The organism is Methylobacter arcticus (genome assembly GCF_050917435.1).
GTDB lineage: Bacteria > Pseudomonadota > Gammaproteobacteria > Methylococcales > Methylomonadaceae > Methylobacter_A > Methylobacter_A titanis.
On the sequence record NZ_CP159583.1, the window covers coordinates 3,872,419 to 3,892,035 of the forward strand.

The following is a 19,617-nucleotide window of genomic DNA, read 5'->3' on the forward strand; positions in this document are numbered from 1 at the left end:
GATATATTACTGCCGTGTGGATTCACACAAACTTGTCCTATTATAAGAGGTAAATGATGAAAAAACGTAAAAATCAAACAGCAACCGATGGCGCTCCCAACCAAAACCCGGTCGCGAAGTACGCGCACCTGTTTAATAAAGCGCAAACTTTTTGCGATAAAAGCAAATACAGCCGTAAAGCAAAACACACAAGGCAGGAGGCTACTCCAAGGGTTCCGGACAGAATTATTGGAATAGCTTCTTGTTTTATCGTTCAGGCCTGAGGTATCCAACAAACTCTGCACACTATATCTGAAGCCATATCCGATCATCAATAAATGAACCAGCCGACTGATTATCCCTAAGCTGAACAGGAACAAATAATCGTTATTATTCTTTCGGATAAAATTTTTTCTACCGCACTCTTTAGGCATCAGCCTTCTGCGCACATCGCAAGTAAAGATAAAAACCTCGACGATATCCTTACGTAAACAGCTTAGTTTTAACGCTGAAAGATAGACCGTAGCGCAGAAAACCAGCTAATGATCTATTGACGGATAATAGCAACAATTGATGGTGAAAATAGCCGATGACAATAAATATAATTCATTTTATTAAAGACGATATTTGGCTGCTAACCGAGCATGAATTCCCCCTACTTAAAGCAACCTTTATAAAGTCGTTAAAAATAGTTTTACTGGCTATTCAAGACTTTATGCGCGACCTGTGCCCGTTGCGCGCCTCCGCTCTAACACTTTATACCTTACTTGCCGTTGTGCCGGTAATCGCCATGCTGTTTGGCATCGCCAAAGGTTTTGGTCTTGAAAAAATGCTGGAGCAACAGCTGCTTGAACAAATACCTCATCAAGATACCACCGTACTTAAATTAATTGGCTTTGCTCGGAATCTCCTGGAAAAAACCCAAGGCGAAGTCATTGCGGGGATTGGCGTGGTTGTGCTGCTCTGGTCGGTGACCAGCATGATTGGCAATATCGAGGATTCGTTCAACCATATTTGGAAAATCAGCAAAGGCAGGCCATTGAGTCGGAAATTAAGCGATTACATTGCGTTTATGTTGCTAGGACTGGTCTTATTAATATTATCGAGCAGTATTACGGTATTTTTAAAAACTAAAATAACCGGATTGAGCACGGTCATTGCCTTACCGGAATTCGGTGAAAGTTTATTGCTTAGCGCCTTGAGCTTATCACCCTTGTTGCTGATGATAAGCTTATTCTCGATTACCTTTATTTTTATGCCTAATCATAAAGTCGCTGCTGTTCCCGGTATCATTGCCGGTGTGGTAACGGGGGTTATGTATCATGTTCTGCAGTGGCTCTATCTAGGCCTGCAGATTGGCGTATCCAGCTATAACGCAATTTATGGCAGCTTGGCCGCGCTCCCGTTATTCGTGATATGGGTGCAAATAGGCTGGATGATTGTTTTATTCGGTTGTGAACTGGCTTTTTATATCCAGAATTACCCGAGTTATCGGCATAATCATACATTTTCGGAATTCAGTTTCGCCTTAAAAAAAATCGTCGCGCTACATGTCACCTACCTGATTGTTAAGAATTTTGTTAATTTAGGCAAAACGCTAACGGCTGATGCAATCGCTTTAGAATTATTGCTCTCCAAAGCCATTGTGCAAAGTCTTTTAGACTTTCTGGTGGCCAGTCATATTGTTATCAGGCTAAAAACCGAGGATGGCGATGATGTTTATTTGCCCACTGTTGGCACCAATAAGTTGACAGTTGCTTTTGTGATTAATGCCTTGGAACAGTGCGGTCAAAACAATCTTCCGAATTTCAAGCAAGAACCTGTGTTTGTCAACATGCTTAACAATTTCGGACAATGGCTGGAAACTTCAGAGCAAAACCGTTTGCTGAAAGATATTTAACAAAATATATGCTGGCAACAGTAAAAGCAACAGCGCCTAGAATAAATAGGCTAACCGTAACGCATCAATCTTGGGATGTCTCCGCACCCAAAGTATTCACTTGGCCTGATTATTTTCATTTCAGCGTTGACAGACCTGCACTATATTTATTCCCGTTTTTCAGTCAAGACCTCTAAATCATTACGAACATTTTATTGGATGTTAGAATACGATTAGAAATGTGCATTGCATCGACTTATCCCCTAAAAAATGCACTAAACGAATTAAAAATATTTTTATATAAGAGGACACTATGCGGAACCTGAAGCCTTTACCCGCGCTGATTGGAACGACACTTGCAATTGCTATCATTATATATGTCGCTTTCTACTTCATATTTCTTGATTTATTTGTCGACTTATGGTGGTACAAATCATTAAAACTTGAAGCCTATTTCTGGCTACGATTGCTGTACAAATTTTTCCTTTCCGGCGGGGTAACCCTGGCGTTCTTTGGTATTTTCTTTTTTCACTTTTGGATCGCCTCACGTTATCTGGGCTTAAACCCGCCGGATGAGATTCTCAACAATGCTGATAAACGCCGACGCTTCCAACGCTTTGCCGATATTTTCATGAGCGGCTCGGCAAAAATATATACGCCGGTTTCTTTAATTCTAGCCTTTTTTATCGCCATTCCTTTTTATCATCAATGGGAAACCGCGCTGCTGTATTTTTTCGGTAGCGCTTCGGGAGTGACCGAGCCGGTTTACGGTCAGGACGTCAGCTTTTATCTGTTGTTCTACCCGATCTACATGCTGATCCAACAAGAACTGCTAACGACTGCCAGCATGATCTTCTGCATGGTTGGCGTATTGTATTGGCTGGAACATATTTTTGTACCCAACCAGAGCAAAGAATTCCCTCTGGGTGCAAAAATTCATTTGGTCATTCTCATCGGCTTTGTGGTTTTATTCGTGGTCTGGGGATTCATGCTGCAACGCTTTTCGCTGCTGTATACCGACAGCCACGAGCCTATATTTTACGGCCCCGGTTTTACCGAACTGCGTTATCAATTGCCGTTGATTTGGCTAGGCATCATTACCTTTCTGGCGGCCGCCATTTCCGCTGGTCTGTTTATTTTTTCAGAAAAACACCGCATTAAAGCGCCGTTGTTAATATCACTTGCTGTTTTTCTCGTTGTCCTGGGCCTACCCAAGGTTCAGTTTATCCCTAATTTAATCCAAAAATATATTGTCAACCCGAATCCGGTTAGAACGGAAAAGCCGTTCATGCAGCACAATATCGATGCCACCATCGATGCCTATGATTTAAAAAACATCAAAATCATTGACCTCCCGATCAAACTCAATGCCTTTGACGACATTGAAACATGGAGTACGCAAAAACATTTTGAAAACATTCCGGTTTGGGACAGGGAAATCCTGATTGATACTTATAAACAGTTGCAATCGATAAGGCCCTATTACACCTTCCTGTCTGTCGACGAGGATCGTTATTTCCTTCGCGACCACGTCAGACAGGTCAACCTTGCCGCCAGAGAAGTCAATATATCGAAATTGCCGCCTGAAGCGCAGAACTGGGAAAACACCCATTTGCGCTATACCCATGGCTACGGCGCCGTGGTCACGCCTGCCGCACAAGATGCAGGTCGGCCTCTGCTCTGGTATTTGCGCGATTTAAACCTGAGCTCAAATGTCGACTTAAGCGTTAAATATCCGGACATTTATTATGGCCAGGAAGAATATAAATACGCCATCGTACCTAACAAGCTGAACGTGGTCGGCATTTCCAAATCCCTGTCGGATCCCGGCATGGAAGGCCCTTATAAAGGCAAAAGCGGCATACCGATTCCTTCACTGTTCAGAAAGGCGTTATTTGCCTTCTATTTCAAGGATCCAAAAATATTCTTTTCCACCAATATCTCGAAAGAAAGCCGTGTATTAATACGCCGCAATATCACTGAACGTATTAATACCGTGACCCCCTTTCTGCGCTTGGATAGCGATCCCTATCTGGTCATGACCAACGACCGGTTTTACTGGATACAAGACGCCTATACCTTGTCTAACCGCTACCCCGTTTCCAAGCCTGCAGGCGACGATTTCCTGGACGGCAAACAGGAATTCAACTATATCCGCAATTCTGCCAAAATAGTGGTAGACGCTTTTGATGGCGATATTCAATATTATATTTCCGATCCTTCAGATGTCATCATTCAGGCCTACAACATCGCCTATCCCAGCCTATTTAAGGACATTGAGGAAATGCCCGCCGACCTGAAATCGCATTTGCGTTATCCCAGGGATCTGTATTATCTACAGATGAAGGTGTATGCCAAATACCATCAACAGAAACCCGAATTATTTTACGAACAGGCGGAAACCTGGCAATTTGCTAAAGTCCGAGGTGAACCGGTAAAACCTTATTATCAAACTATCGATTTTGGCAACTGCAATAACCAAGAAGAATTTGTCATGCTGAACCCAATGACACCGGTCAACAGTAACAACCTCAGCGTGATAGGCGTCGCCGGCATATTGGATAGCCAGACCTGCAGCACCGACTATAAACCCGGCATCACGCTGTATAAATTCCTTAAGGACGTCCAGGTCAACGGACCGGCGCAGGTTGAATCGCTGATCGAGCAAAATCCGGAGATTTCCGCACAATTCACGCTCTGGGACCAGGGCGGCTCTAATATTCGCTTGGGCCGCATGATCATTATGCCGATGGGCAACAGCGTACTCTACGTGCAGCCGGTTTACATCGTCTCAATCACAAATGGCATCCCCGAGCTCATCAGGATTATCGTTTCCATCGGGAATGAAGTGGTCATGGACACCAACTTCTGGTCGGCGTTTAATCGGTTGAAACAAATTCATTTCAAAACCGCCGCCGAAAGTGACGGAACAGGGACTTCTAAAGCCGTTATAGAGCTGAAACAGAACGAATAAACACAGATGAAATACCCTGCGCAAGCAGGTGAAATAATTTTTCGGTGTAGTTGCGAATTTATTCGCAACTACAGTTATTGGCTACCCACTTAAATCGTGACAGTTGAAACCATTGTGAATTGCTAGAGCCTCTGAATATTTATGTTGGATAGATTTGTTTTCTGGGCGATGGGTTTATGCGTCAGCACTGTGAGATTGAAACCGAACTTGACACCCTGATGGCGTCGGGTCTAGTAATGGCTACCTTTGACGTGTTGACCAGCCGATGAAGATCAACAAAGCTGGCAAGTTACCCGAACATTCAACATCTGGTGCTTCACGGCGGTAATTGGACTGTTCAGGGTTTACTATTTTTCAGATTTTCGAATATTGAGATTGTTTGAACGGCGGACTTTTCAGTATAACGCTAGTCATTTTGGCAAAAAATATGCACTTAAATTCATTTGATTATTTTAGAGGCTTGGCAATATTATTTATAGTTGCGGGTCATTCTTCTGCCTATTGGCCTATGGAATCGTTTTACGAAAAAATATTTGTCAACTTAATTACAGGCGGCACCACTTTTTTTGTTTTTATTTCCGGCTTCTTTTTTCATCATGTTTTTTATCCTAAGTTTCAGTATAAGCAATTCATGTTGAAAAAATCGACCTATGTTTTGTTGCCGTACACCCTGCTCTCCTTCACCGCAGTTGCGTGTTTTGTTTTTTATTTGAATCGCCCGCCTTATGCAGAATTTTTTATCACCGACCCCATAAACAATTGGTATCAATATATCTGGCTAAGCGTTCAGTACTGGTGGGCAGGAAGTATATTGGATGCTTATTGGTATATTCCTTTCATCATGATTATTTTTGCTCTTTCCCCCTTATTCATCAAACAGATACAACTACCGATAAAGGTTCAGGTAGGACTGTTTATTGTTCTGTTATGCATTTCTGCCGTTGTTCATCGACCCGCTCACAATTTATCGCCCCTACATTCTGTCATTTATTTTATGCCTGTTTATATGTTGGGCATTATTTGCTCTATAGAAAAAGTTCGGGTATTAACCTTTATAGGAGGAAAGAGCATTATTTTAGGGCTTGGTGTTGTTTTTATGTCCGCAGCACAAATTTTAATCTATAACACGCATGGCAACTTTCATAAGGAAGCCCTATTTTCATATGAAAGGATTGATATCATCCTTTTCCAAAAAATACTGATGTGTTTTTTCCTGTTATCTGTAATACAGAAATTTGAGCATAAAGATATGTTTTTTTTAAAATATATAGCGTCGACAAGTTTTGCCATTTACTTTATACACCCCTGGATTCTTTATTTTTTTGATTATTTATCAGTGTTTAAACACGTCAATTTTCTTCCCGGATTTCTGGGTTTCATGATTACCGTACCGTTAGTTATAGCGATAAGTTTGTCCATAGCAGCCATGCTTAAATGGGCTCTCGCGAGTAAAAGCCGCTTTGTTATCGGCTGGTAAGATCATGATTTATTTGTAGTTTGGCTCTGGCGGTTACTTTCGAGCCGATCAAGTCAGTCAACATGGCTTACTAGGCGAAACGGTGTTAGGCGAATCGAATCTGTAGACGTATATCTACTCTTTTTTTGACTCAAACAGCATGTGTGCCATTTTTTTTGCTTTGGTTTTTAAATAACCGATGTTGTCATCGTGAGCCACGGACTCAACCGGAATTCGGCCTGTCACGTTAATGCCGAGTTTCTTTAACTCTTCGATTTTATTGGGATTATTGGTCATTAATTCGATGGACTTTATCTGCAGGTTTTCCAGCATTAAAGCGGCGATGCTGTATTCTCTTTCGTCGGCAAGATGCCCCAGATGGATATTGGCATCAACGGTATCCATGCCCTGATCCTGCAAATTATAAGCCTGTAGTTTTTTCAACAAGCCGATACCGCGTCCTTCCTGGCGCAAATAAATCAATACGCCGAAACCGGCTTTATTGATAAGTTGCAGCGCCATCTCCAGCTGTTCGCCGCAATCGCAACGCCTTGAACCTAAGACGTCGCCGGTAAAACACTCTGAATGAATGCGTACCGGCACATTTTTTTTGCCCGCAACATCGCCTTTGACTAGGGCGACATGCTCCTTTTCATCAATGGTATTGCTGTAGTAATGCAGGATAAACTCGCCGTATTTGGTCGGGATCGGCGTCTGTACCAGATTTTCTAATTGTGGCTTCACGTAAATAACTAATCCAAAAAATCATTCTATTTTACCCAATTCAACAGCTAAGCCGTTAAATAATTTGCCTATCCCTGGCCCGCTCGGCAATTGTTCCTGCATTGCTCTACTCGCTGCGTCTATGTAAGCGTTTACGGAGAGGGCCGATAAAGTTGCCGAATTTTGGCGTGCAATGAGCCTATCCAGCCGCTATTTTCGGGCTTCAATCAGTTTGATAATATCGCCGCTACGTTCGTCGACATGCACCGAGATAAATGCGCAGGCTTTAATGTTTTTAACGGTATTCCGGTTAATGTTCGCTCCAAACAGTCGGACAACAACCGGATTAAGGAAATTCATCACGGCGGCAATCACCGGATTTGCACTGCCGACATGTTCCAGCAATAACACTTGTCCGCCCGGTTTGCATACCCGATAAAGCTCTTTTAATCCCTTGACTGCTGACGGCACCGAACAAAAAACAAAGGAACCAATCACCGTATCGAAACTGTTATCGGCAAAGCTCAACGACTGAATATCCATCAGTTCCAGCTCAACAGGAATATTTTTTCTGTCGCGCTTGCCCACCGCCTGCTTTAACATTTGCTCACTAAAATCAATCGCCGTTATTCGGACATCCTTGGGGTAATAGTCAAAATTTTTACCCGTGCCTACACCGACTTCAAGAATATGATGGCCCTCAACCTTAGCCCATAATTTTTTCCGCCAGCTTTTAAAAAACAGCCCTTCCATCACCGCCTCCATGCCCTCAAAAAACGGAGCGATCCGGTCATATCGTTTTTTAATCGCGGCACTGTCTGGCTTCATAATGGCTTCTGGTAGTTAATCAACTATTGCATAGTACAGTGCAAACTGGGCTGTTATCAACCTTAACTGAAGGTAGTCATGGCAGCCCATCCGGCACGATTTTAATGCCCATGGGCATTATGGATATTAAACCGGCACAGGCACAGGCACAGGATCCAACTTCCAGATGTCCCTGTTATAGTCATTAATAGTTCTATCTGTGGAAAATTTGCCGCTGTTTGCGCAATTTAATATGCTCATCCGGGTCCAGTGGTCTTTATCCTGATAGGCGGATTCCACCCGTTTTTGCGCATCGATATAGCTTCTAAAGTCTGCAATAGTCATCCACGGGTCATACTTGCTTTTAATGGATGCAATAAGGTCGTCGAAAATCCCCGGTTCAAACTGATTAAAATGCCCGCTTTCGAGGAGGTTCATCACCCGTTGCAAATCTTCATCCTGATCAATGATGGTAATAGGATCATAATGCTGCCGCCTTGCCTCGATCTGCTCTTCGGTCAGGCCGAACAAAAAGAAGTTTTCATCGCCGACTTCTTCCCTTATTTCAATATTAGCGCCATCCAGTGTTCCTATAGTTAACGCGCCATTCATCATCAGCTTCATATTGCCGGTACCGGACGCCTCTTTGCCTGCGGTAGAAATCTGCTCGGAAAGATCGGCCGCAGGGCAAATCATTTCCATGCCTGAAACCCGGTAGTCGAGCAGAAAAAACAGCGTCAATTTGTCGCCGACATCGGGATCCGAGTTAATAACATGGGCGACGTTATTAATCAGTTTAATGGTTCTTTTTGCCATCGCATAACCGGGGGCAGCCTTGCCGCCGATCAACACGCACCGCGCAACCCAGTTGGTGCTCTCGCCGCGTTTAATGCGATCGTAAAGATGAATCACATGCAGCACATTTAAAATCTGCCGCTTGTATTCATGAATGCGCTTAACCTGTATATCAAACAACGCATCGGGATTTAAATGGATATCCAGATATTGTTTTTTATGTTCAATCAGGCGCTGCTTTGCGCTTTGTTTTATCTCCCGCCAACGATTTCTAAACTCGGCATCTTCGGCAAAAGGCTCCAGTTTTTTTAATTCGTCCAGATGAGTTATCCAACCATCGCCGATGGTTTCGGTTATTAATGAGGCTAACTCAGGATTGCACGAAGCCAGCCAGCGACGCGGAGTTACGCCGTTGGTCTTGTTGTTAAACTTGTTCGGCCATAATTCATAAAAATCGCGAAACAGGCCTTGTTGCAATAACTGGGAGTGTAATTGAGCAACGCCATTGACCGAAAAACTGCCGACGATGGCAAGATAAGCCATACGCACCTGCTGTTCCGGGCCTTCCTCTATAATCGACATTCTACTCAATCTGGCTTTATCGCCGGGCCAATGCGCTGCAACTTCCGACATAAAATAGGCATTGATTTCAAAGATAATCTCCATCAATCTCGGCAACAAGCTTTGCATCAGTTTGACCGACCATTTTTCCAGTGCTTCAGGCAGCAGGGTATGATTAGTGTAAGCCATGGTTTGCCGGGTAATTCCCCAGGCAGTAGTCCATGACAGGCCGTGCATATCGATTAACAGGCGCATCAGTTCGGCAATAGCGATGCTCGGATGGGTGTCGTTTAACTGAAAGCAGCTTTTCTTGGCAAAATTGCCGAACTCATGGCCATGTTGTCTGATCCAATGGGCGAAAACATCCTGTAAGCTGGCAGAAGCCAAAAAATACTGCTGGCGTAGCCGTAATTCCTTGCCGTTTTCATTCGCATCATTCGGATACAGCACCATGGTAATATGCTCTGCGGTGACTTTTGCGGCCACCGATTCGGCATAATCGCCGGCATTGAATTCGTCCAGGTTAAATTCCTCAGTCGCTACGGCTTTCCATAATCGCAAGGTATTGACGGTATTGTTTTTAAACCCGGGTATCGGTGTGTCAAAAGGAACGGCCAATACATCATTAGTGCTGATCCAGCATACCCGCTGATTGCCTTGTTCATCGGTCTGTATTTCGGTATGGCCGCCAAGCTTGATACGTAGCGAATACTCCAGCCGCTCAACTTCCCAGACATTGCCGTAGCGCAGCCAGTGATCCGGCTTTTCGACCTGTTCGCCATTGACGATAGTTTGAGTAAACATGCCGTATTCATAACGCAAACCGTAACCTACGACCGGCAATTGCAGTGTCGCACAACTGTCGATAAAGCAGGCCGCCAATCGCCCCAACCCGCCATTACCTAAGCCGGCGTCGAGTTCCCTGTCAACCAGTTCTTCGATTTCAATGCCCAAATCATGCATAGCCTGAGTGGCTTCATCAGTTACACCCAGATTAAGCATGGCATTGCTCAAGGTTCTACCCATCAAAAATTCCATTGAAAGGTAATACACCCGCCTGCTGTCCATTTTGTTATAGGTTTTATAAGTGGTTTTCCAACGCTCCATCAGTCGGTCACGAATAGACAGCGACAACGCCTCGCAGGCATAGAAAGGCGATGAACGAGAATTCTCGTCCCGGCCCATTAAATGAACGTAATACCGTTTAAAATCATTAATAAAATCTTCTTTTGTTATGCCCAATTTAGGGACATCAGTGATTGAAGATTTAGGCTTGCTCGTAACAAAGCGTTTATTAGGCATGATTTACTCCAAGAGCTTGAGCGGATAAAGTGATAAGTACGTTTGTTATTGTTTGTTATATTTATGAGCCACGCGAGCCAGAATTTCTTGCCACAAAGCATCGTAAGCGGCCAAGGATTGGCTTTTCTTGATATAGCCTCCCAGCGGCATACGTTCCAGGCCCATGCGTTCAATGTCGCTGGCATAAGGAATCGCGGCTGTTAAGATCTCAGGATAGCGGTTACTCAGGCCCTCCATGATGTCCCTGTGCATTTTTTTGCGCCGGTCGGCCATCGAGAAAAACGGAATCAGCGCCAGTTTATTCAAGTCATTATCCTCGATAAACTTTTCCAGTTGTTCCAGTGTCCTTAACGATAACGTGGTAGGAATTATCGGCGACAACACTATATCTGCGGCCTCAAAAATGGCTTCGGATAATAACGAAATATTGGGCGGACAATCCAGAAAAATAAAATCGTATTCTTCTGCCAAGGGCTTCAGGAGTTTTTTAAGCTGCTGGGTCGGCTTTTTCTTGGCATCCAGAACCAAATCCAGATTTCTGAAAGAGAAATCGGCCGGTAATAAATCCAGATTTTCAAAATCAGTGCCTTTAATCAGGCCGTCCAGTTCGCGTTTTCCGGCGATTAAGTCTTTGCTGCCGCCTTTGATCTTGGGCTTGATACGAAAATAATAACTGCTGGCTCCCTGCGGATCAAGATCCCAAACTAAGGTACGGTAACCGTTGCGAGCGGCCATGTAGGCCAGGTTGACTGCGCTTGAGGTTTTACCAACACCACCCTTGATACTATAGACAGCTAATACATTCATTGTATAGTCTCACGCTTATACCGATAAAATTGGAACACGATAACACAACCGCTGCTATTGACAAGACGTGGGGAATGATCTCGAATTCATCCAACCCTAGGAGAATAAGGCAAAGCTTCCGCTCCTGCTAACGCTCCTTACCTACATCCCTGTAGGCAAAGCTTCCGCTCCTCGGCAATTGCTCCTGCATGGCTCTACCTCCTGTGTAATCCACACGGATGTGGTGAATGCAGATATTGCATAACGCCATGGATGGCGTGTAGTAGGGTAATGCAGGAGCAATTACCGAGGAGCAAATATCTGTCCATACAGTCGTGCTAACGCCCCTTGCCTACATCCCTGTAGGCAAGCTGTACACCGTTACGATTGCCCTGCTTAACCCGATATAACGCATCATCAGCCCATTTCATCAATTCTTTCCAGCCTGGCTTAGCGTCCAAAGAACCTGCCACGCCAATACTGACAGTGATCGGTCGAGGTAATACCAGTCCCCCGAGCTGGTTTTTTTCGATGGCGTTGCGGATGCGTTCGGCCAACAACAAAGCCGTGGCACCGTTGGTGTTGGGGGCGATGACGAGAAACTCTTCTCCGCCCAATCGGCAGACAATGTCGTTGCTGCGCACGTTTGTCCGCATCAGTTTGGCAGCATGGGTCAGCACCTGATCACCGACCTCATGACCCAGCGTATCATTGACTGACTTAAAATAATCCAAATCCAGCATTAACACACTCAACGGTTGCTTGGTGCGTAGCGCGGCCGCCGACTCTTGTTCCAGGCGGCTTAACGCATAACGCCGATTGGGTAAGTTAGTCAAAATATCCGTATGCGCCATTAGCTTAAGACGGCGGTTAGCTGTCGCCAGTTCGGCAGTATAGCGCTGGATGTCCTGACTCTCTTTTTCCAGTTCATGTTGCAGCGTGACGATACGCTGTCCGGCCCGAATACGCGCCAGCAGCACACGCAAGCTGACCGGTTTGGTCACATAGTCATCAATGCCGGCATCGAAGGCTTCAACCAGAGCATCCTCATCTTCCGTGGAGGTCAGCATAATAAGATAAATGTTTTTGCCAAAGGCCGATGCGCGTAGCGTCTTACAAAGGGTTAGTCCATCCATGGGTTTCATGCGCCAATCGGTAATCACCAATTGAGGCCTGCGCTCAATCACATGCTTCAGCGCGGATTCACCGTCACGGCATACCGCAACCTGATGCCCCGCCGCTGCAAGCTGCTTGGAAAGACGCGCCAGCATCATCGGGTCGTCATCGACCAGCAACAACTCCAAGCCAGACAACGCCGATCTCAGGGTAGCGACAGTTTTTTGCCATGCCTGGCGCGCATCCGTTTTCACATCACACACTTTCCCCCATTCGTGCCAAAGCTCGATGATTTGATCGACAAACGTGAGCAGCTCAGCTTCGTCCAGAGCATGAAGACTGGCCGCTGCGATTAAATTCGGCAACAACGCGGCTTGTTGGGATTCATCAGCCACGCAGTAGTTGCCGATCAATCGGGCAAAAATGAGTTGCCTGGCAAATTGATCGGTTCGATTAATGCCGGGTACTTTTGTCTCAAAACTCAGTTTCAGGGCATTCAGGAATATCACCGGAAATCCCCAGTCTGCGAGCAATAGCAGGCTTAACGCGTTATGGTCGATGGCAAAATGCTCACGCTCCAGTTCAAGAAGCTGCCTGCCCTCTGCCGCGCCAAGACATTCGCCATAGATCTCCGACCAAGCGGTTGCCAAAGCCAGGCTGCCGATTTCACCAAGCAGTCCTAAGGTAAAGGATTCTGCAGATACCACCGTGACTTCTTTGGTGGTGATCGCGGAGATAGCCACCGATATTGCTAAGGATCTCGACCAGTACGCGTCGTAATCGAACCCCGGACAATGTCCCTTGCTGTGGTTGCCAATCAGCGAAAGGCTCAGCGCGAAGTTGCGCACTGCCTGCATCCCCATCATGATCACAGCCGTTTGCACATCGGCGACAGGCCGCCTGGCGCCGAAGGCGGCCGAATTGGCGAAGCGCAAGATACGTCCGCTTAAAGCGGGATCGACTTTAACCAGTTCGCTTACTTGGTGGACGGTGGCATCATTTTGCTGCACGAGTTGCATGATAGCCAAAGCCGTACCCGAGGGGGAAGGCAGGCGGTCTGCGGCTTTTAGCTCATTAAGATTGAATTCAATATTCATTTATCAGTTTGTCCGTAAAACCCCTTCCTTCAGGTCGGGGATGTAAGAATGCTCTTGATTTTTCTTTTTCAGAGTTGTATGCTCATTTCGTGCTGATGGCGCTAGTCGCCCTAAGTTAGCATGATACTTCCATAGCGGCGGGAATCGCCGGTACTGCTAGCTGAGGCACTGTTAGCCAAGTCAGGGGACGTAAATCCTCTGTTCTTGCTCGTACCGTTGACGTTAGAAGCTCCGTCCTTTAGGTCGGGGTAATTCACTGTGTTCTTTTCTTACCTGCAGATTTTTAACTAAATCCACAGTGGCCTGGGCCAGGTTACGGGTCATCAACTGAAAATCAACCTCTGCGGCATTGCCTACAGGACGTAGGCGAGGGGCAGGAGCGGAAGCTTTACGGGCAGAGTGATCCAAGTTTGCCGCCAAAGTCATTATTTTTTCAGCGCAAAAATGTCCGGCCATGCCTTTAATCCCATGAGCCGCCTCGGCCAATGCCAGGAGATCGGAGCAAAACAGGGCGGCGTCCAGGGCCGCTAATTGTACAGACGCCTCTTCGAGAAATAAATCGATCATCTCGGCCAGTAAATCATGGTCGTCATCCAGCTGCTTAAGTGCTGCCGCTTCATCCCAGCAAACTGTTAACACCGCCCCGCCTGTCTCCTTTGTCAAACGTGGACTCAAAGGGATTTCACTGCCAAGCGCATTATCATCGGCTATCGGTGCAACAGACGGCAACCCCAGCCAGCGCGCTAAAACCGCTACCAGCCCGGTTTGACTGACGGGTTTACTCAGATAATCGTCCATACCGGCGGACAGGCACTTTTCACCCTCGCCTGCCGATGCATGGGCGGTAAGCGCAACGATCGGCGTAGGTGAATGGCCTCCTGCGGCCGCTTCCCGTTCGCGCAAAGTTTGCGTAGCTTCATAACCGTCCATGATGGGCATTTGGCAATCCATCAGCACCAGGTCGTAGGTCTTTCGTCCCAGCAACTCAAGCGCCACTTGGCCGTTATTGGCCAGGTCGGGCTTAAGCTGGAACTTGGCGAGCTGGGAAAGTATCACTCTTTGATTGACCTTATTATCATCAACGATCAACACCCGTTTGCCGCTGTAATCGGGCAAGACTTGTTCTGGCTTGGCTGCTATCGCAGTTTTCTGGCCGGGAAGCTGCAACGCATCGATGATGGCATCAAAAAGCTGCGATTGCCGTACCGGTTTTAACAGGCTTTGCGCGTATCCAGCCCTGCGTCTTTCGGCTTGTGAACCTATGCTGCCTGAAGATAAAAGAATACGCGGTATATCGGCAATGGTGGGTTGTTCGATCATGGCGCGAGCCAGGGCAAAACCGTCCATATCCGGCATTTGCCTATCCGACAGCAGTAAATCATAGGGTTGGTTTCGTAGCACCGCAGCTTCAAGTTCGACAAGCGCCGCAGGTCCGCTGTCTGCGTCGCTTAAAGTAAAACCCCAGTTGCTTAGGTAATGCCTCAAAATCATACGGTTGGTGGCGTTATCATCAACGATTAAGACACGCTTGCCGACAAAGTCAGCTTGCGGAACCGGAGCATCGCTATCCACCGCCATCAATGGCAGAGTAAACCAAAAAGTCGAGCCCTGCCCCAAAGTGCTTTCAACGCCAATTTCGCCGTCCATAAGCGTCACCAGATCCTTGCTGATCGATAGACCCAAGCCGGTGCCGCCATAACGCCGGGAAGTGGAGCTGTCAGCCTGGGAAAAAGCAAGAAACAGGCGCGCTTGCGTCTCAGCGGTAATGCCGATACCGGTATCCACTATCTCAAAACGTAATGTGGGTGCGGCTTTAGCCGCGCTTGTCGAGACTAAAGTCTCAGCCACAGATAATGCCGAGACTGTTACCGAAACCTCTCCCTGCTCGGTAAATTTAACGGCATTGCCAATCAGGTTGGTCAACACTTGCCGAATGCGGGTGGGATCGCCCTGCCAACGTAGCGGTAAATTCGACGGAAGAAAGCAGTTTAATTCCAGGCCATGGGCGTGGGCGCGGCTGGACAGCAGCGTGCAAACTTCTTCGACCAAATCCGCCAAATTAAACTCAAGCCGTTCCAACTCGACTTTACCCGCCCCCAACTTAGAAAAATCCAGAATATCGTTGATGATGGTTAACAAGGATTCTGCCGAATTTGCGGCGATATGTATCAAATCCGATTGCTCGCGAGATAGCTCGGTATCCAGTAAAAGATCCAGCATGCCCAAGACACCGTTCATCGGCGTGCGAATCTCATGGCTCATATTGGCCAAGAACTCAGTCTTGGCATGAGCAACCTGCAAGGCCGTATCACGCGCCGCTTCCAACGAAGCTTTGGTGCGTTGTTGTAACAGCACAAGAGCCATCTTTTCGCCCACTTGCTGAAGCATAGCAAGACGGGATTCGCTTTGTATCGGATAGGGGTCGGTGTAAAGAAACAATACACCGAGGATATCCTCGCCAAAAGCAATGGGGACAATGTAATGCCCATGGGCTTGCATACCGTCAAATTGATGTTCGTGCCGTGGATCGCAAAAGCAATCGTCGGAAACCAGCATTTTTCCTGAAATGGCTGCACGCCCACATAGGGAGGCTCCCAAAGCAATGCGTTGTTCTTTACGAATAAACTCATCGCTGAACTTGCCGTGCAACACAAACATGTCCAGATAATCCTCATCTTGCGCTCTTAAAAACACACCGCCTTTGCGCTGCAAATTGAAGGTCTTGAGATCAAATAGAATATCCAGAACCTGAACAAAGCATTCTTTGATTGACTGAGGTTGATGCAGTGCTTCAAAGATAGCCAGTCGGGCGGCAGTATCGTCAGCTTCAATTTGCAAGGCCGCCTCCTCGGCGACCAGTTTGCTGACGTCGTGCTGAATCTGCACGTACCCGGACAGTGTGCCGTTTTCCATAAAAATCGGTGTAATATTGGTCTTGGCCCAGTATTCCAGCTTGTCCAGAGCGGCTTGTCCTGAGCGGCGTCGGCATAGCAGTCGGCCGGACCAGGCTTGGCTACAACGGAGTCTGTTTTGCATCTCGGACAGGACTTGCTGATCGGCCGCAGGGCTGTCCAATAAATAGGGGTTTTGCCCCACCAGCGCATCCTCGGTCCAGCCAGTAAACAGACACAGTGCCGGATTGGCGTATTGGATGAGCCCCTCGGCATTGGTGATCAGTATCATCTCGGTGCTGGCATCGAGCGCACGCTTTAATGCCGTCAGTTTTAATTCATTCATTTTTCGGGTGCTAGTATCCTGACGTATAGAAATATATTGCTTAGGCTTGCCGGTTTTATCCAGCACAGGCGCGATCGTGCTATCCACCCAGTACAATTCCCCGTCTTTGCGCCGATTGCAAAACTCCCCGCGCCATACCTGTCCCCCGGCGATAGTACGCCACATGTTGCGGATGTAATCCTGATCGTGATGGCTGGAATTGACGACGCGATGATCCTCGCCGATAAGTTCATTCTGGGTATAACCGGAAACTTTACAGAACATATCATTAGTATAAACAATACGCCCCTGAACGTCAGTGATACTGATCAGCACATGGTTCTCCAGCGCGGCCAGCAGCTCTCTATTCGATGTTGTCTGTTCCTGAGCGATCTGCAAGGCCAGTGGTCGCAACGCCAGAAACCACAACAATGGTGAGCTGAGTACCGTCAGCAAGGTGATGCTAAAAACGGTATCCTGCAAGGGTGACAATATAATCCCCGATTGATGAGTCGCATCAAGCAGCCATGTGACCAGCATTTCGGAAAGACTAACGACGGCAATAACGATGCCTAATGAACAAAGGAAATTACGTTTCGGATATTGCGACGGCGACAATGGAGTTGACATGAATCTCTTCTGGTTTTATCTGTTTATCACGCTGCAGGATGGCTAGAGGCAATAGCCGAACCCATCAATCCAGACGATTATTGCTGGGCTTCACTGCGTTCTACCCTACGCACTGGCATATGCGTCATTTCGGCAGTCATCGAATAATAGCCGGACGATCCAACTTTTTCATATTTGCCATTATCCACACTAGAGCGTAGCTTTAAAGCCATCCTATTTCAAGGGTATTATTGAATAAGCAACGATAAGCTTTCAATCGAGGCAAAGTTATCCTATCCTTTACGCCATTCAATTAAATTTAACTTTTGTCGCAGCTACTCCCGGTAGGCTTGTGACATATACACCCTCTCTGGCAATAAAAAACACATCATGACTGAAGCAACCACGTTATTTTCCGATGCAAAACTTGTCATTCCAGGCGGCGTGAACTCGCCGGTACGATCCTTTAGCGGCGTAGGCGGCACCCCGGTTTTTATCGATCATGCCCTGGGCGCTTATATCTACGACAGTTCCGGCAAGCGTTATATCGATTATGTCGGTTCCTGGGGACCGATGATTTTAGGGCATGCCCACCCGGAAGTCATTGCGGCGGTCAAGCAGGCATGCGACAAAGGCCTGAGCTTCGGCGCACCGACCGAAATTGAAACCCTGATGGCCCAACGGGTTTGCGAGCTGATGCCGTCGATCGAACTGGTCAGAATGGTCAGTTCCGGCACCGAGGCGACCATGAGCGCGATTCGCTTGGCCCGTGGCTACACCGGCAGGGATAAAATCGTTAAATTCGAGGGCTGTTATCACGGCCATTCCGATGCCTTATTGGTCAAGGCCGGCTCCGGCGCGTTGACTTTCGGCGTGCCCAGCTCTCCCGGCGTACCGGCCTCGGTCGCTGAAAACACCATCACCCTGACTTACAACGATAGCGAGTCGGTCAAAACGCTGTTTTCAGAATGTGGCGAGCAAATCGCCTGCATCATCGTCGAGCCGGTCGCCGGCAATATGAACTGCATTCCGCCTGTACCGGGTTTTCTGGACAGTTTGCGTCAGGTTTGCGACCACTATAATAGTGTGCTGATTTTTGACGAAGTGATGACCGGCTTTAGGGTCGGCTTAACCGGCGCACAGGGACTTTACAATATTAAGCCTGATTTAACCACACTAGGTAAAATCATCGGCGGCGGCATGCCGGTCGGCGCTTTCGGCGGCTCGCGCAAGATCATGGAATGTCTTGCACCGCTCGGCCCGGTCTATCAGGCCGGTACGCTTTCAGGCAACCCGGTCGCCATGGCCGCCGGTTTAAAAACCCTGGAATTGATAGCACGACCCGGTTTTTACGAGGCGTTGAGCGCAAAAACCGAAAAACTGACCTCAGGCCTGAAAGAACGTGCCGCTCAGGCCGGTATCGCGATGACCGCGAACAGCGTCGGCGGCATGTTCGGACTGTTTTTCAGCGCAGAACAGCAAGTTACCCGCTTTGCTCAAGTCATGCAGTGCGATCAAAACCGGTTCAAGCGCTTTTTTCATGCGATGCTGGAACAGGGTGTTTATCTGGCGCCTTCAGCGTTTGAAGCCGGTTTTGTTTCGGCCGCGCACAGTGATGAAGACCTGGAAGAAACACTGGATATTGCAGAAGCCATATTCAAGCGCTTGTAACTGGGTGGGAACCATGACCGATGACATTCGCTAACAACAGCGTTTTGATAATATGAACAAATATTTTTTTCCTAAAGCGCTCCCTGACCAAAAAAGGGACATTACTCATGATTCGAATCCTCTACTTTAGCCGGTCCACGAATGCGCTATACGATGACCAACTTGAGGATATATTGGAGTCGTCGCGACGAAATAATAGTGCTCTTGGCATCACCGGCATTCTTGTGCACGCCAACGGCATGTTCATGCAAGTTCTGGAAGGGCCGGAGCAGCCGACACTCCGTACCTATGTGAAGATTCTGGACGATCAAAGACACAGCGATTGCCAAATTGCTTACATTGCGCACACAGACAAGCGAATCTTCGAGGGTTGGTCTATGGGGGCCATTGCCCGTAACGATCCGTTGGATTTTGAGAAAATCATAGCGTTGCAAAAACAGCACCGTAAAGCAGTGGTTGAGCCGAAGATTTTCATACAAACCATACGTGAATGGCTTACAATTTTAAAGGATAAGCATGGCTAATCAAATCACCTGTTTAGGTAAGCGACAGCGACCTGCAATAACTTCAGAGCCCCACGTATCGCCGCATAATTCTCAGCTGCAATTCAAATATCCAGTATCCGCAGGCGTCTCAGGTGGACCGG

The 19,617-nt window shown here is 47.1% G+C and carries 13 protein-coding genes; 6 read left to right on the plus strand and 7 right to left on the minus strand.

Annotated elements, in window-relative coordinates; all coding sequences use genetic code 11:
- The first annotated feature begins 56 nt into the window (after positions 1 to 56).
- The 4 genes from ABXJ76_RS18435 to ABXJ76_RS18450 all read left to right on the plus strand — a co-directional run bounded on the left by ABXJ76_RS18435 (position 57) and on the right by ABXJ76_RS18450 (position 6,309).
- Positions 57 to 263: a DUF7230 family protein gene (locus tag ABXJ76_RS18435; protein ID WP_432742752.1), complete on the plus strand. Its 207-nt coding sequence runs from the start codon at positions 57 to 59 to the stop codon at positions 261 to 263.
- A gap of 305 nt (positions 264 to 568) precedes the next feature.
- Complete coding sequence (locus ABXJ76_RS18440; RefSeq protein WP_432742754.1) at positions 569 to 1,879, plus strand: YihY/virulence factor BrkB family protein; 1,311 nt, start codon at positions 569 to 571, stop codon at positions 1,877 to 1,879.
- Between the two features lie 292 nt (positions 1,880 to 2,171).
- Positions 2,172 to 4,832, plus strand: a complete 2,661-nt coding sequence (locus tag ABXJ76_RS18445; protein ID WP_432742755.1) for a UPF0182 family protein — start codon at positions 2,172 to 2,174, stop codon at positions 4,830 to 4,832.
- 427 nt (positions 4,833 to 5,259) lie between these two features.
- Entirely contained in the window at positions 5,260 to 6,309 is a 1,050-nt protein-coding gene (locus ABXJ76_RS18450) for an acyltransferase family protein (protein ID WP_432742757.1), read from the plus strand.
- Between the two features lie 114 nt (positions 6,310 to 6,423).
- On the opposite strand, the gene ribA is transcribed toward ABXJ76_RS18450, so the two are convergent.
- The 7 genes from ribA to ABXJ76_RS18485 all read right to left on the minus strand — a co-directional run bounded on the left by ribA (position 6,424) and on the right by ABXJ76_RS18485 (position 17,533).
- Positions 6,424 to 7,032, minus strand: coding sequence for a GTP cyclohydrolase II (ribA, locus tag ABXJ76_RS18455; protein WP_432742759.1), 609 nt, complete (start codon positions 7,030 to 7,032; stop codon positions 6,424 to 6,426).
- Between the two features lie 189 nt (positions 7,033 to 7,221).
- Positions 7,222 to 7,839 carry a class I SAM-dependent methyltransferase gene (locus ABXJ76_RS18460; RefSeq protein ID WP_432742761.1) on the minus strand — a complete coding sequence of 206 codons (618 nt, stop codon included), beginning with the start codon at positions 7,837 to 7,839 and terminating at the stop codon, positions 7,222 to 7,224.
- A 126-nt stretch (positions 7,840 to 7,965) separates the two neighbouring features.
- Positions 7,966 to 10,476, minus strand: a complete 2,511-nt coding sequence (locus tag ABXJ76_RS18465; protein WP_432742763.1) for a glycogen/starch/alpha-glucan phosphorylase — start codon at positions 10,474 to 10,476, stop codon at positions 7,966 to 7,968.
- 45 nt (positions 10,477 to 10,521) lie between these two features.
- On the minus strand, positions 10,522 to 11,283 hold the full coding sequence (locus ABXJ76_RS18470) for a ParA family protein (protein ID WP_432742764.1): 762 nt from the start codon (positions 11,281 to 11,283) through the stop codon (positions 10,522 to 10,524).
- Between the two features lie 317 nt (positions 11,284 to 11,600).
- Positions 11,601 to 13,475: a diguanylate cyclase gene (locus ABXJ76_RS18475; protein WP_432742767.1), complete on the minus strand. Its 1,875-nt coding sequence runs from the start codon at positions 13,473 to 13,475 to the stop codon at positions 11,601 to 11,603.
- Positions 13,476 to 13,697: 222 nt separating this feature from the next.
- A complete protein-coding gene (locus ABXJ76_RS18480; protein ID WP_432742769.1) occupies positions 13,698 to 17,321 on the minus strand; it encodes a response regulator in 3,624 nt (1,207 codons plus the stop codon).
- A gap of 77 nt (positions 17,322 to 17,398) precedes the next feature.
- Positions 17,399 to 17,533, minus strand: coding sequence for a hypothetical protein (locus ABXJ76_RS18485; RefSeq protein ID WP_432742771.1), 135 nt, complete (start codon positions 17,531 to 17,533; stop codon positions 17,399 to 17,401).
- A 157-nt stretch (positions 17,534 to 17,690) separates the two neighbouring features.
- Here ABXJ76_RS18485 and hemL point away from each other — a divergent pair, with 157 nt between their 5' ends.
- A complete protein-coding gene (gene hemL, locus ABXJ76_RS18490; protein ID WP_432742773.1) occupies positions 17,691 to 18,971 on the plus strand; it encodes a glutamate-1-semialdehyde 2,1-aminomutase in 1,281 nt (426 codons plus the stop codon).
- 107 nt (positions 18,972 to 19,078) lie between these two features.
- Positions 19,079 to 19,495 (plus strand): BLUF domain-containing protein, encoded by a 417-nt coding sequence (locus ABXJ76_RS18495; protein ID WP_432742775.1) that lies wholly within the window; start codon positions 19,079 to 19,081, stop codon positions 19,493 to 19,495.
- The last annotated feature ends 122 nt before the right edge of the window (positions 19,496 to 19,617 follow it).

Coding starts and splice junctions, on each gene's coding strand:
- ABXJ76_RS18465 (WP_432742763.1), bottom strand. CDS start 10,476: ATGCCTAATAAACGCTTTGTTACGAGCAAGCCTAAATCTTCAATCACT.
- ABXJ76_RS18480 (WP_432742769.1), bottom strand. CDS start 17,321: ATGTCAACTCCATTGTCGCCGTCGCAATATCCGAAACGTAATTTCCTT.
- ABXJ76_RS18475 (WP_432742767.1), bottom strand. CDS start 13,475: ATGAATATTGAATTCAATCTTAATGAGCTAAAAGCCGCAGACCGCCTG.
- ABXJ76_RS18485 (WP_432742771.1), bottom strand. CDS start 17,533: ATGGCTTTAAAGCTACGCTCTAGTGTGGATAATGGCAAATATGAAAAA.
- ABXJ76_RS18440 (WP_432742754.1), top strand. CDS start 569: ATGACAATAAATATAATTCATTTTATTAAAGACGATATTTGGCTGCTA.
- ABXJ76_RS18445 (WP_432742755.1), top strand. CDS start 2,172: ATGCGGAACCTGAAGCCTTTACCCGCGCTGATTGGAACGACACTTGCA.
- ABXJ76_RS18450 (WP_432742757.1), top strand. CDS start 5,260: ATGCACTTAAATTCATTTGATTATTTTAGAGGCTTGGCAATATTATTT.
- ABXJ76_RS18495 (WP_432742775.1), top strand. CDS start 19,079: ATGATTCGAATCCTCTACTTTAGCCGGTCCACGAATGCGCTATACGAT.
- hemL (WP_432742773.1), top strand. CDS start 17,691: ATGACTGAAGCAACCACGTTATTTTCCGATGCAAAACTTGTCATTCCA.
- ABXJ76_RS18435 (WP_432742752.1), top strand. CDS start 57: ATGAAAAAACGTAAAAATCAAACAGCAACCGATGGCGCTCCCAACCAA.
- ABXJ76_RS18460 (WP_432742761.1), bottom strand. CDS start 7,839: ATGAAGCCAGACAGTGCCGCGATTAAAAAACGATATGACCGGATCGCT.
- ABXJ76_RS18470 (WP_432742764.1), bottom strand. CDS start 11,283: ATGAATGTATTAGCTGTCTATAGTATCAAGGGTGGTGTTGGTAAAACC.